Genomic DNA, 13477 nt, shown 5'->3' with positions numbered 1-13477 from the left:
TTACTCTCCTTTATAATTGCTGGCCATTTTTAATTGCTTGTACTTCCGCCGCCTGCACCGATTCTCCAGTATTATTTCCCCACGCATTACGCTCATAGGTAATAACAGCGGCTAATTCTTTCAAACTCAGCTGTGGACCAAACGCTTGCATTGCTGTACCTGTCTTGCCGTGAACAACAACGCTTATGTGCTCTAACTTACTTTTAGGATCAATTGAAACCCCTTCGCCAGCCAGTGCAGGAAATGCCCCAGAAATACCTTGACCGTTAGCTTGATGACACATTGCACAACGAGCGGTATAGGTTTTTTCACCCAGCGTCATAAGCTCATCTAATGACATTTGCATGTCTAACAAACGCTGCTCTTCTTCACGCGCTTTACGTTGAGTGATCTTAGTTTGCTGTAACCAATCATCGTATTCTGCTTGCGGCTTGGCTATAACCACAATCGGCATAAAACCATGATCTTTACCGCATAATTCAGCACACTGTCCACGGTAAATGCCAGGCTTATCAATTTTTGTCCACGCCTCATTAATAAAGCCAGGGTTAGCATCTTTTTTCACCGCAAAAGCCGGTACCCACCATGAGTGGATCACATCTTGTGAGGTGACCAAAAAACGTACTTTTTTCCCAACAGGAAGAACTAAGGGGTAATCAACTTCTAATAAATAGTTGTCACGCTTTTGTCGTTGATTGCTGATTTGTTCAGCACTTGTAGCAAGGTGGGAGTAATATTCGACATCTTGGTTGAAATAGCTGTAATGCCACTTCCATTGCGAGCCTGTCACAAGGATAGTCACATCAGATTTGGAGGTATCTTCCATTGCTATCAATGTTTTTGTGGCAGGTATAGCCATGGCAATTAAGATAATAAAGGGGATCAGCGTCCAGATAATTTCTACTTTAGTACTTTCATGGAATGAAGCAGGCTTTGCGCCTTTTGACTTGCGATGGTGAAAGATAGCCCAAAACATTACCCCGAATACCACCACACCAATCGCGATACAAATGTAGAGAATGGTCATATGAAGGCCATACACATTCTGACTCACCGCCGTTACACCCGGTGTCATATTAAGCTGCATGGTGTCAGCCATCAGCGGCATTGAGAAAAGTACACTCGCGATTCCTGCGATCAATGAACGAACCATCGCTCTGACCTCCCCTGTCATCCAAATTTGCAATTGCACGAGTTTTATGTGGCAGAATGCTTCTATTAATAATGGTGCAACTGAGCTATCAAAGCGGCATCATTTATTTTTTATTATTTAAAGCATTTATTGAATAGCACATACCAACACATAAAAATGTCTCGATATATTTAACGTAGGCAGGAATCGCAGAATACGCAAAGAATCATGCATATAAAATAACTAACAAAAAAGTAGATAACACTTTGATATATAGATACAAATAAACTACTCGCTATCATGTATCACAATATCAATGAGTTAGAACAATCACGAGGAGCCTTCTTTATATCAACGATAGTAATATTACTACCTTGCTATAATTTCAAATGAACAACAACAGGCGTTAATCGATATTTCATACTGGGCATTTTAGCAATCCAACGTTGCCATGTTCGCCATCTCGGACAGGGATTATCAAACGGGCTAAAACAATCAATCAACTCAGCCCATGGCAACCAATTAATCATTTGTTGCGCAGGATCGCGATAACCATGATGGTATTCACCGCACCCCATCTTTTTTGCAATTGGGAAATGGCACAGATCGCCCGCAACCACGATACACATTTCCATTTGGCTAAAACTACACCCCATACGTTGGATAAATGTCGCTAATTGCGCTGAATTACAGGCTAATAGTGCTTGATCGCAAATTAAAAGTATCGGTGTTTGAACACTTTTCGGTAAACGCTTTAACCAACTGAGATCGGTGACTGAACCCGTTTTCAGCATATAACGATCACTGCGATGAAATAGTTTCTCTCGCCAAAGTAAATTTTCATCGGTATCTAACTCAAACCAACGACAACGTCCGTTATCTAAGCGGTAAAAGCGAGTATCAAGCCCAGCATCAACATTAACAACCTGCCCATAAGGATATCGAGTTAAGAAGTCTTTAACTTGTTTATCGCACTGCAAAGTTAAAGTGGCATGTAAAAGTTGGCGTTGAGGAACTTGTTGCCCTACACAGTCAGGTTCGAGATAACATTGACGACATGCTACAGCAGCCACTGGATCATAAATAAGACCGTCATCGGCTAAGCTTTCTCGGCTGCGATACCAAAGAGGTTGAAGTAAATCAGAAGGAATGGTGTAGCGCTTTATTTTCGTCATTATTATCTCCTTATGAATAAAGGATGATAATAATTATCAGTTAGATTTGCAAAGTTTACCAGTCATTTTCTTAAGACAATAAAAAAGTGCAGCTTTAACTGCACTTTTTTGGCTTCACTCAATCCGTCGTTCAATAACCATCACATCCAATTAGCGTTTCGGATCACACCAACAGCAATACCTTCAATGGTTAAACTTTGATGCTCAAGATCAACTTCAATGGGTGAAAACTCTTCGTTTTCTGCATGGAGTAACACTTTGGCTCCTTGCTTATCAAGACGCTTAACTGTTACATCGTCATCAACACGTGCAACCACAACTTGACCGTTATGAACATCTTGGGTTTTATGTACAGCTAACAAGTCGCCATCCATAATTCCGATGTTTTTCATACTCATCCCATTTACACGAAGTAAAAAGTCGGCACGAGGTTTAAATAACATAGGATCGACTTCATAATGCGCTTCAACATGTTCTTGCGCTAAAATCGGTTCGCCAGCAGCGACACGGCCAATCAGTGGTAGTCCCTGCTCTTCAGGCTCTTCTTGATTGACAAGTAAGCGAATACCACGCGATGCGCCTGGAATAATTTCCAACACTTCTTTACGTGCTAATGCTTTTAAATGTTCTTCTGCCGCATTCGCAGAGCGAAAGCCTAGTTCACGTGCAATTTCAGCACGTGTCGGTGGCATACCTGTTTCGTCTATTTTTGCTTTGATTAAATCAAAGACTTCTTGTTGGCGTAATGTCAACGGCTTCATGAGTCACCTGTCTTTTTATACAGTTCACTGTGAGTATATCCAGTGTTCAGCCACATTAAAAGGCAATTGTTTACGAAAACACCAATTTGATCAGTTATTCAAACCTATCAGAGTTTACGTACTAGAAAAATAACAGCCGCCTCGCAGATATAATAATTTCAGTAGAATCAATTAGATTTAACTCACTGGTCATGCCAGATTGTTTTTTAAACCGCTAATCGTTCAAAAAGAAACAATAAAAGACCATAAAAAATGATAATTTAAATGCTATCAACTGTATTTTAGCTGCATGAAATCAATCATTTTCTGCTATCCTTGCGGCGCATTAAGATTCTGAGGCTCGTTATAAATATGTCACGTTGGCAAAAATTTTATCAACAATTATTAAAGTTGCCGCTTTCTTTATTAGTTAAACCAGCAACCATTCCATCTGATCCTGTTGCTGATTTAGAGTTAGATTTAGAGCGACCAATCGCCTATATTTTACCGTATTGCTCTAATACTGACTTATTAACACTGCGTAGCAGCGCTAAAGCATTGGGACTTCCCGATCCATTAACTAAATTAGAAGTTAATGGTCATAGCTTTCCACGTTTTGTCTTTGTTGCTGAAGGCCCGAGTGTATTTGGCACTAATAATGCTTTACCTCAAGATTCGATTGAACTCTTTACCGAGTTACTTGAGCAACACAAACAAGATCCTGAGTTAAACGTTCAGTTAGTGCCAGCTTCTATTTTATGGGGACGAGCACCGGGTAAAGAATCTAATCGTAAAGCAACCTTACGTCCATTAAATGGACCCGCAAAATTCTGGGCTATTTTAACTCATGGTCGTGACTGTTTAGTGCGTTTAAGTACGCCAGTCTCGCTTCGTTATATGGCCGATCATCATGGTACCGATGATGCTATTGCACAAAAACTAGCACGCGTGGCAAAAATCCATTTTTCGCGACAGCAAATTGCGACATCAGGCCCACGCCTGCCTGATCGTCAACTACTGTTTAAACGTCTACTTGCCTCTAAAGCCATTGATAAAGTAGTACAAGAAGAAGCGATCAGCCGCCAAGTGCCGGTTGAAAAAGTACGTAAAGAAGCCATCGGTATGATGGAAGAAATTGCGGCAGATTTCTCTTATCCACTGATCAAAAACGGTGAGCGTTTCCTACGCTGGCTATGGACCAAACTTTACCAAGGTTTAAATATCAAAAATGCCCAACGTGTGCGTCGTTTAGCACAAGATGGTCATGAAATTGTGTATGTGCCCTGTCACCGAAGTCACATGGACTACTTACTGCTTTCTTACGTGCTTTACAACGAAGGCTTAGTACCACCACACATTGCCGCTGGCATTAACTTAAACTTCTTCCCTGCTGGTCCTATTTTCCGTCGTGGTGGTGCGTTCTTTATCCGTCGTAGTTTCCGTGGTGATCGCCTGTACTCAACAGTATTCCGTGAATACTTATCTGAGTTATTTACTAAAGGATATTCAGTTGAATACTTTAGTGAAGGTGGTCGTTCGCGTACCGGTCGATTATTACCGGCGAAAACCGGGATGCTTTCAATGACTATTCAAGCCATGCTGCGTGGTTTAAATCGCCCCGTTACATTAGTGCCAGTGTACATCGGCTATGAGCATGTAATGGAAGTGGGCACTTACGCAAAAGAGTTGCAAGGTAAGCGCAAAGAGAAAGAGAATGTCGGCCAAGTTATTCGAACATTGCGTAAGTTGCGTAATTTAGGCGAAGGTTATGTCAACTTTGGTGAACCTATTCCACTTAACCAATACTTAAATGACAATGTACCTGAGTGGCACAAAGACATTAACCCAATTGAGCCGCAGAAACCAAGCTGGTTAACGTCTGTAGTGAACGATTTAGCCGTTAAGATGATGACGCATATTAACGACGCTGCAGCAACCAATCCAATGACGTTATGCGCTCTTGCATTACTGGCATCACGACAACGCGCGTTAAGCCGCGAAGTACTAGAGCAGCAGATTGAATGCTACCTTGAACTCTTACGTAATACGCCATATTCAAGCCAGTGTACAACGCCAAAAGAAAATGCCGAGCAAATGATTGAGCATGCAGTTGCGATGGATAAATTCGTGGTTGAGCATGACACATTAGGCGATATTGTTTCGCTTGATCGTCAACAATCGATCTTAATGACTTACTACCGTAATAACATCATTCACTTATTCGCATTACCGTCATTGATTGCGCATATTGTGGTACAGCAGCAAAGCTTAACCAATGATGAAATTCATGAACAAGTTGAATTACTGTATCCATTCTTAAAAGCGGAATTGTTCTTACGTTTTGATAACGCGCAGCTAAACACTGAAATTGATAAGATCATTGATGAGCTTGTACGCCAACGTCTATTGCTTAATGATGGGATTAATATTTCTATTAATAATGCCCGTATTGGCCCCCTTCAGTTACTGGCTCGCACGATATCAGAAACACTACAACGTTATGCGATTGCGCTAACCTTGCTGCGTGCAGAGCCTGAAATGGCGAAAAATGATTTAGAGCATCACAGCCAAGTTCTTGCTCAACGTCTAAGTCGTTTACACGGGATCAATGCACCAGAGTTTTTCGATAAGGGTGTCTTTAGTATTTTGGTGAAAACATTACGTAGCGAAGGTTATCTCAATGACGAGTGTCACGCGGTAGCACGCCCAGTAGAAAACTTAGCGAATCTACTGACATCATTAGTCTCACCAGAAGTAAATCTCACCATTCAAGCGGTGATGCATTTAGATGATAATAAAGACAAACAAGAATAATATTACGTAAATAAAAAAAGCGCCTAACCGGCGCTTTTTTTATATATTCAATCCAATCAACTAAGGCAAAATTCAATCATTACTCACTAAAAGCAAACACTTAGCACTATGCCTAAACAGACGATCATACCGAAGTAGTTGTTATTTAAAAACGCACGGAAACAGCTTTCACGTAGGCGCTCTTTAAGCAACATCTGTTGATAAACAAATAAGCCTGACGCTAGCAACAATGACCAGTAATACACTTGACCTAATTGCAGCACCATACCGACAGCAATCAATAAGCTCAGCGTTGCAAGCTGAAGTAAGCCAATAATTAGCTTGTCAAAACGTCCAAATAAGATGGCTGTCGACTTAATCCCAACCTTTAAATCATCATCCCGATCCACCATCGCATATTGGGTGTCATACGCAATCGTCCACAAAATATTGGCGGTAAATAATAGCCATGCACTCAGTGATAAGTCACCTGCTTGTGCTGCATATGCCATTGGAATAGACCAACCAAATGCCACACCTAAAACCAACTGAGGTAGATGGGTATAGCGCTTCATGAATGGATAACATGCCGCTAATAGTAATCCCACCACAGATAACATGATGGTTAAGCTATTCATGGTTAAAACCAGTAAAAAAGACACCAGTACTAACAAGAAAAATAAGCCTAACGCTTCGCGCTCAGACACTTTACCCGATGGCATAGGGCGATCTTTAGTACGTTTAACATGACCATCAAAATTACGGTCAGCAAAGTCATTAATCACACACCCTGCTGCACGCATGAAAATGACACCTAAGACAAAAACAATTAATACATTTATATTTGGCATGCCATCTGCGGCAAGAAAAAGTGCCCACAAGGTTGGCCATAATAATAATAAGCTGCCAATTGGACGATCAAAACGCGCTAATTGCCAAAACGCTCTCGCCTTAGTCATTTCTAACATTTGTTATTCCTTGCATACACCGGTGAGCGAGGTAAAAACAACTCTGCCACCAGCATAGGTTTTTCATTAATCCATAATCTTGAGCGCCGAGCCCAAATCGATTGTTCCGGCATGCCGATTTTTGCAACTTCCAGAGCATCACGACGGGAATTGTTGCCATTAAAAATACGATACCCTAAAGGGTTAGCGCCTAATTCGGCTAAATCACTTTCGTCCCCACATAATATAGTGGTCGGCATTAGTGTTCGAGCATAGACCCAAGGCTGTTGATCACCATTGAGCATAACGATACGTTCAAGGCAATCACTGCGTCCTAACAACGCACGCTCTGATAGTGACAGCTCACTATTTTTTATTACGTTTTGCGCTAATACTGTGACTGAAAAAACACGACAATGCGCAGCTAAACGGCGCGATAAAGAATCAGGCTCGAGTAACCAAGAACTAACGGAACGTCCTTCTAATGCCCATTCAGAGGCTGGATACCATACAGCTCCTTCGAGTAACGGACTATATAACTGCTTGAATTCCGACATTTTCTCACTACTTAATCAACAAACTCGTGATCGATAACACTTGGTTGTATTCGGTTAATTTATTACCATAATCATCTGCTATTGTAGCAAGCTGTAACCAGTACGAATATCGTTACCGTGCAAAGATTACACCTGTTTCTCACAAACTAAGTGGACAACATAAGTATAATGATAAAATTATCTATTTTTGCGGCAGCGCTAACGCTTGTCAGCATGCTTCAAAGCCCAGTGGCATTAGCATCTAATCAAGATGTGGCAGCTCCCCCTCAAATCACTTACTACACGTTAGAGCCTGACATCACAACCAACTATGTTACCCAAGGTAAACGGCTGGGTTATATTCATCTCCAAGTAGATTTGATGATAAACAATCAAACCAACCTAACCAATATTGAGCATCATACCCCGCTTATTCGTGATGCCATTATTGATATTGTGAGTAAACAACCAGAAGCAAAAATCAAATCGCTTGCTGGCCGTGAAGAGATCCGCCGAGCTTGCCAAGATGAAGTCAATCGACTCCTGCTAACAGAAACACGCCAACAGCCTGTCGCTGAGCTGCTCTTTACTAAGTTTCTTTATCAATAAAAGAAAAAGCAGTGAAATATCGTTAAAGCAAACTTCCCTTTAACGATATTGTCTTTCCGTTATTAAGCACGCTTTGGTGGATTCACTTTAGCGTCAAATAACGCAATCACACAGCCTGAAATTAAGCCAAACAAGTGCGCCATATTAGCAATCGACATTCCCATCGGCTCAACAAATCCGATCACTAGCCATACCAACATAAACACAACGTAAGAGCGGGCAATTACTAAACCTCGCTGTGGTGCCAGCCATCCCATCCACCAGATGTAGCCTAATAGCGCATACACCACACCAGATAAACCGCCGAAATTAGGCCCATCAAGCCAGAACTGACCAAAACCAGAGACTAATGAGGACAGTAAAAAAATCTGCACTAATTTAGCAGGACCACTATGGCGTTCAATTTGCCCGCCCAGTAACCACCACCATAGGCAGTTAAAAATCACATGAATAGGAGAAAAATGCAGTAATGAGTGAGAGAAGTAACGCCATAATTCCCATTGATCGCCATTCATAAACGGGAAATGTAGCCACTCAAATAAGACCTGTTCAAAACCGAGTAACCATAAACCATAAATCACCAATGATGCGACCATGACCAATAAGGTAAAAGGCCCGGCTTGAGCTTTAACCATGTTGATCAAACTTGGATTACTGTAGTTAAACTTTGCGGTTCGGCTTTCAGCGACTTGCCAAGATGCCGCTTGATATTTTTTATTATTGGGGTCGAGTAAAAATGCATTAAGCTCGGTTTCTGCTTCAACGAGGTATTGCTCATCTGCCAACCATAATGCAAATTTACCTTCAGGCTCTGGCGCCATCGATATTTCGATACCTCGATAGGCCATATAATCGATAAAAGCTTGTGCCTGTCGTGGGTTATAAAATCCCGCTAAGCGATACATAATGATGACCTTTCTGTTCGAAAATAGAATCTTACTTAAGATCTATCATTATCGCGCGCTCGATACCACTGTAAAGCCTTTATGCTTCAATCACAGGTAATGCCGCACGACGCCAACCTTCAAAGCCACCATCTAAGCTATACACATTTTCATAACCTTGATTGATCAAATACTGCGCAGCGCCTTGACTGCTAATACCGTGATAGCACATCACAATCACTGGCTGCTCGAAATCCACCTCACCCATCCAGCTAACCATGGTGTCATTGGTTAAATGAAACGCTTGCTCTGGATGCGCTAAGGCAAATGACTGAGGATCGCGAATATCGACTAAAACGGCCTGACTATCCGTTTGTTGTAATAGCTGATAAGCCTGTTCGACTGAGATATGTTGAAACTGTTCCATGACTTTCCTTTACCTGACTTGTTATTGTTATCATCGCATCGTGATCTACTAAATGCTAAATAATATGATCCGCTAATCCTATACAAGATCCTTTTCACATGATCCTGACTTTTACTGCGATATCTCATTATTAAGCACAGTATACCTCAGCTTTTATAGAATATATTCCATGACAAAATCAGGGTTTATCCACACACAGGCATCTTATTAGCTAATGAAGTTTCAAATGAAGACAAAGACTTGTCGATGATCATAACCACAATATGAACAAAAAGTAACCACCTGTGGAAAAAGCTGTGAATTGCGTTGATAATGTGTTTAGACAACAAAGGATCCACTACATATAGTTAGGATCCGATCATAAGCTGTGGATAACATACCATTTCATGCACAGCTATACCCACAATTGTGATGTTTATCTCATTGTATTCAAGATGATAGTCAACTACGGCAATTGAGTTAGATCAGTCTGTTTATCAACTTCATTACGGATCCTCAGGCACAAAAAAGCCGACACTTAGGTCGGCTTCTCATCTTCATAATACAAAGGATCAATAAAAATCGCCCACTGCATCTTTTAACTTTTTCATCGCATTTTTTTCTAACTGACGAATACGCTCAGCAGAAACACCATAGTTATTAGCTAAATCTTGCAAGGTTGATTTTTCATCATCTAACCAACGTGAACGTACGATATGCTGACTACGTTCATCAAGGCTCGCCAACGCTTGGGATAATCTATTATTAGCATGATTTTCCCAGTTGTTTTCTTCATACGTTAATGCGACATCAGAGCTTTTATCTTCTAAGTAGTAAGCTGGAGCAACCGGTGTGGTATCACGCTCGTCATCGTCATTTTGCATTTCAAACGTAGGATCTTGCGCTGCGAGACGCGATTCCATTTCACGAACATCGGAAGGTTCAACACCAAGCTGCTCTGCGACCATATTGACTTCATCATTATTAAACCAACCCAAGCGCTTTTTCGACTTACGTAGGTTAAAGAATAATTTACGCTGTGCTTTGGTCGTTGCGACTTTCACTATTCGCCAATTACGCAATACATATTCATGGATTTCTGCTTTAATCCAATGCACGGCAAACGACACTAGCCGCACCCCTACTTCGGGGTTAAATCGTTTCACGGCTTTCATTAAACCAATATTGCCTTCTTGAATAAGATCGGCAATTGGCAGGCCATAACCAGAATAACCACGAGCAATATGAACAACGAAGCGCAGATGCGACATTACTAATGCTTTCGCAGAATTAATATCATCATCGTAATGCAGACGTTCAGCTAACTCTTTCTCACGCTCAGGCGTGAGCATTGGATAACGATTAACAGTTTGGATATAACTATCTAAACTTTCCGTTGATACCAGAGCCATTGCAGACATCTCTTGTGACATTCAAAGACCTCGCGTGTTTGTGCTATTTTTGTTCTATCGTAACGATAAATAAACGACAGCTTACGTTACGTGAACCTGCAATAATGCCTGTAAACATAGTTCAATTGCAAGCTCAAGCGCAAATGAATATGAATTACAGGCATCAATAATAAATAAAAATGATGTCAGAACTGAGAAACAATACGTTACACAGGCTCGATCTCTTTTAGATGTCGACCAGCAGAAAGCCGCGCTGCCAACAAGCCTAAGAAGGTGGCCAGCATAACCATAATTAAGCTTTCATCCCAGCTCAATCCTATCATTCTAAAATTGCTTCCATAGAGGTTAGCAAGTTTAGCCACAGCTTCATCAAGCAGCAGGGTCACAATTGCAGCTAAGATCCAAGCAATCACGGCCGCAATCAAACCATACCAAGCGCCAACATAGAGATAAGGGCGCAAAATATAACTGTCGGTTGCCCCCACCATTTTCATCACTTGAATTTCATCTTTGTGGCTCAACACTTGTAATCGTAATGTATTGCCAACAATTAAGAACACGGCAAAGAGCATTAGACCTGACATCAATGCCGCTAACGTTACAGCAAGATCTTGAATGGCGGCTAAACGTTGTAGCCAATCACTATCTAAACGCACTTCATTGACTTGTGGCTCTTTACCTAATTTATCGGCTAGCGCACGTGCTTGCACATCGCCTTGCCAATCAGGTACAGGCTTAACAATAACGACCGCTGGCAATGGATTATCTTGGTTATCAAACAAACTCAATGCTTTCTCAAAGCCACCGTGTTGACGGAATTCTTCTAGCCCTTTGGCTGCAGAAATATATTGAATACTTTCTGCTTCAGGCCAGGTTTTGACTGTATCAGCAAAAGCTTGACCGTCACTATCACTGACATCGCTATTCAAATACAGCGTAATTTGGCTAGGGTTTTGCCAAGAATCTGCCACTACCGTGATATTTTTAGCCATTAAGTAGAAAGTACACGGTAGCGTTAACGCAAATGCGAGTACTGCTAAGGTTAAAAAGTTACCTAGTGGGCGACGAAACATATCCTTTAATGCGGCACTTCCTTGCTGACGATGGATCGCAAAAAAGCCCGTAGATTTACGCGCCATGAGTAAGCTCCCTTAGATTTCCTTTTTGTAAATCAAAGCGACGATAGTTTCGACTCGCTAATAATGATGTATCGTGAGTTGCCATTAAAACGCTGACTCCAACACGATTAAATTCTTCAAACAAGCGTAGTACTTGTTGTGATAAATCTGCATCTAGGTTACCGGTTGGCTCATCAGCTAGCAGTAACATAGGTTTGTTAACAACAGCGCGGGCAATACCCACACGCTGTTGCTCACCGCCAGATAATTGGATCGGCAAACATTTTGCTTTATCCAATAATCCAACTTTATCAAGTGCCGCACAAACACGACGCTTAATCTCATTTTCCGAGACTTGTTCAACTCGCAGTGGTAACGCGACATTGTCGTAAACACTGCGATCCATTAACAATTTATGATCTTGAAAAATAATGCCGATATTTCGACGCAGAAAAGGGATCTGCTTATTCGGTAATCGCGTGATGTCATGACCATTAAACCAGATCTGACCATCACTTGGTCGTTCTAAAGCACAAATTAATTTCAGCAGGGTACTTTTACCGGCACCAGAGTGACCAGTTAAAAAAGCCATGTCTGCTGGACGTAGATGAAAATCTACTTTCTGTAGAGCTTGCCTACCGCCACGATAAGCTTTACTTACCTGCTGAAATCGAATCACACTTTATTCCTCATCACTAAATAATGCTTCAATAAATTCTTCTGCAGCAAATGGACGGAGATCGTCAATGCCTTCACCGATACCAATGTATCGAATCGGAATATTAAACTGATCTGCCACCGCAAAGATCACACCGCCTTTCGCTGTACCATCTAATTTAGTGATCGTAATTCCTGATACAGGAGCAACATCACTGAACAATTTAGCTTGGCTAATCGCATTTTGACCGGTGCCCGCATCGACAGTTAGCATAATTTCATGAGGGGCATCAACGTCCACCTTTTTCATTACACGTACAATCTTACGCAGCTCTTCCATTAAGTTGCCTTTGTTTTGCAAACGGCCAGCAGTATCGGCAATAACCACATCAATATTCTTTGCTTTTGCCGATTCAATGGCATCAAAGATCACCGATGCACTATCAGCGCCCGTGTGCTGGGCAACAACAGGAACATTGTTTCGTTCGCCCCAAACTTGTAACTGTTCAACGGCAGCTGCACGGAATGTATCACCCGCAGCTAACATCACAGATTTACCTTCCGCTTGGAATTGCTTAGCTAACTTACCGATAGTAGTCGTTTTACCCACCCCATTTACGCCTACCATTAAGATGACATAAGGCTTTTTGCTGGTATCGATAACCAAAGGTTGTTCGACTTTGGCTAACATGCCAGCGAGTTCATCTTTTAGTAAACCATAGAGGGCTTCACCGTCTTTAAGTTCCTTTTTTGATGCTTTATCAGTCAGATTTTCGATAATTTTCAGCGTGGTATCCATGCCGACATCTGCAATGAGTAGCTGCTCTTCCAGCTCTTCAAACAGTTCATCATCAATTTTCTTTCCACGGAATAAACCAAAGAAACCCGCACCAAAATTGGTTTTAGTTTTCTTTAAGCCACGCATTAAACGGGCAAAGAAGCCTTCCGATTTCGGTTTTTCTTGCTCTACGGGTTTTGCTCTCTCTTCTTCCGTCGCGGATTCAGTTTCACCTGAATCAACGCTTGTTGAAGCGTTAGATTCTACAACCTCAGCGTTATCTATTGCAT

At 41.5% G+C, this 13477-nt stretch carries 13 protein-coding genes; 2 read left to right on the top strand and 11 right to left on the bottom strand.

Annotation, left to right across the window (positions count from 1 at the left end; all coding sequences use genetic code 11):
• Positions 1-10: 10 nt before the first annotated feature.
• The 3 genes from coxB to lexA all read right to left on the bottom strand — a co-directional run bounded on the left by coxB (position 11) and on the right by lexA (position 3068).
• Entirely contained in the window at positions 11-1153 is a 1143-nt protein-coding gene (coxB, locus tag SKA34_RS20885) for a cytochrome c oxidase subunit II (RefSeq protein ID WP_006647637.1), read from the bottom strand.
• Between the two features lie 356 nt (positions 1154-1509).
• The gene (locus SKA34_RS20880; protein WP_006647638.1) at positions 1510-2307 is read right to left on the bottom strand and encodes a class I SAM-dependent methyltransferase; all 798 of its coding nucleotides are present in this window, start codon (positions 2305-2307) and stop codon (positions 1510-1512) included.
• 140 nt (positions 2308-2447) lie between these two features.
• Positions 2448-3068: a transcriptional repressor LexA gene (lexA, locus tag SKA34_RS20875; protein ID WP_006647639.1), complete on the bottom strand. Its 621-nt coding sequence runs from the start codon at positions 3066-3068 to the stop codon at positions 2448-2450.
• A 351-nt stretch (positions 3069-3419) separates the two neighbouring features.
• Here lexA and plsB point away from each other — a divergent pair, with 351 nt between their 5' ends.
• The gene (gene plsB, locus SKA34_RS20870) at positions 3420-5861 is read left to right on the top strand and encodes a glycerol-3-phosphate 1-O-acyltransferase PlsB (RefSeq protein ID WP_006647640.1); all 2442 of its coding nucleotides are present in this window, start codon (positions 3420-3422) and stop codon (positions 5859-5861) included.
• 86 nt (positions 5862-5947) lie between these two features.
• Here plsB and ubiA read toward each other — a convergent pair whose 3' ends face one another.
• Together ubiA and SKA34_RS20860 are read right to left on the bottom strand one after the other, a co-directional pair.
• A complete protein-coding gene (ubiA, locus tag SKA34_RS20865) occupies positions 5948-6808 on the bottom strand; it encodes a 4-hydroxybenzoate octaprenyltransferase (protein WP_006647641.1) in 861 nt (286 codons plus the stop codon).
• On the bottom strand, positions 6802-7344 hold the full coding sequence (locus SKA34_RS20860; protein WP_006647642.1) for a chorismate lyase: 543 nt from the start codon (positions 7342-7344) through the stop codon (positions 6802-6804). Before SKA34_RS20860 ends, ubiA begins: the two co-directional genes overlap by 7 nt.
• A 168-nt stretch (positions 7345-7512) precedes the next feature.
• On the opposite strand from SKA34_RS20860, the gene SKA34_RS20855 reads away from it, so the two are divergent.
• The gene (locus SKA34_RS20855) at positions 7513-7932 is read left to right on the top strand and encodes a flagellar basal body-associated protein FliL (RefSeq protein WP_006647643.1); all 420 of its coding nucleotides are present in this window, start codon (positions 7513-7515) and stop codon (positions 7930-7932) included.
• A 62-nt stretch (positions 7933-7994) separates the two neighbouring features.
• Here SKA34_RS20855 and glpG read toward each other — a convergent pair whose 3' ends face one another.
• The 6 genes from glpG to ftsY all read right to left on the bottom strand — a co-directional run.
• Entirely contained in the window at positions 7995-8837 is an 843-nt protein-coding gene (gene glpG / locus SKA34_RS20850; protein WP_006647644.1) for a rhomboid family intramembrane serine protease GlpG, read from the bottom strand.
• A 79-nt stretch (positions 8838-8916) separates the two neighbouring features.
• On the bottom strand, positions 8917-9243 hold the full coding sequence (gene glpE, locus SKA34_RS20845) for a thiosulfate sulfurtransferase GlpE (RefSeq protein ID WP_006647645.1): 327 nt from the start codon (positions 9241-9243) through the stop codon (positions 8917-8919).
• Between the two features lie 551 nt (positions 9244-9794).
• Positions 9795-10655, bottom strand: coding sequence for an RNA polymerase sigma factor RpoH (rpoH, locus tag SKA34_RS20840; RefSeq protein WP_006647646.1), 861 nt, complete (start codon positions 10653-10655; stop codon positions 9795-9797).
• A 185-nt stretch (positions 10656-10840) separates the two neighbouring features.
• Positions 10841-11773, bottom strand: coding sequence for a permease-like cell division protein FtsX (ftsX, locus tag SKA34_RS20835; RefSeq protein WP_006647647.1), 933 nt, complete (start codon positions 11771-11773; stop codon positions 10841-10843).
• Positions 11763-12431, bottom strand: a complete 669-nt coding sequence (ftsE, locus tag SKA34_RS20830) for a cell division ATP-binding protein FtsE (RefSeq protein WP_006647648.1) — start codon at positions 12429-12431, stop codon at positions 11763-11765. Before ftsE ends, ftsX begins: the two co-directional genes overlap by 11 nt.
• A 3-nt stretch (positions 12432-12434) precedes the next feature.
• Positions 12435-13477, bottom strand: a 1043-nt coding sequence (ftsY, locus tag SKA34_RS20825) for a signal recognition particle-docking protein FtsY (RefSeq protein ID WP_006647649.1), incomplete at its 5' end; no start/stop codon positions are given.

The sequence above is a fragment of the Photobacterium sp. SKA34 genome (assembly GCF_000153325.1).
GTDB lineage: Bacteria > Pseudomonadota > Gammaproteobacteria > Enterobacterales > Vibrionaceae > Photobacterium.
The sequence above is the reverse complement of the archived record's forward strand: the minus strand, read 5'-3'. Positions and strand labels throughout refer to the sequence as shown.

Coding starts and splice junctions, on each gene's coding strand:
- coxB (WP_006647637.1), bottom strand. CDS start 1,153: ATGGTTCGTTCATTGATCGCAGGAATCGCGAGTGTACTTTTCTCAATG.
- SKA34_RS20880 (WP_006647638.1), bottom strand. CDS start 2,307: ATGACGAAAATAAAGCGCTACACCATTCCTTCTGATTTACTTCAACCT.
- lexA (WP_006647639.1), bottom strand. CDS start 3,068: ATGAAGCCGTTGACATTACGCCAACAAGAAGTCTTTGATTTAATCAAA.
- plsB (WP_006647640.1), top strand. CDS start 3,420: ATGTCACGTTGGCAAAAATTTTATCAACAATTATTAAAGTTGCCGCTT.
- ubiA (WP_006647641.1), bottom strand. CDS start 6,808: ATGTTAGAAATGACTAAGGCGAGAGCGTTTTGGCAATTAGCGCGTTTT.
- SKA34_RS20860 (WP_006647642.1), bottom strand. CDS start 7,344: ATGTCGGAATTCAAGCAGTTATATAGTCCGTTACTCGAAGGAGCTGTA.
- SKA34_RS20855 (WP_006647643.1), top strand. CDS start 7,513: ATGATAAAATTATCTATTTTTGCGGCAGCGCTAACGCTTGTCAGCATG.
- glpG (WP_006647644.1), bottom strand. CDS start 8,837: ATGTATCGCTTAGCGGGATTTTATAACCCACGACAGGCACAAGCTTTT.
- glpE (WP_006647645.1), bottom strand. CDS start 9,243: ATGGAACAGTTTCAACATATCTCAGTCGAACAGGCTTATCAGCTATTA.
- rpoH (WP_006647646.1), bottom strand. CDS start 10,655: ATGTCACAAGAGATGTCTGCAATGGCTCTGGTATCAACGGAAAGTTTA.
- ftsX (WP_006647647.1), bottom strand. CDS start 11,773: ATGGCGCGTAAATCTACGGGCTTTTTTGCGATCCATCGTCAGCAAGGA.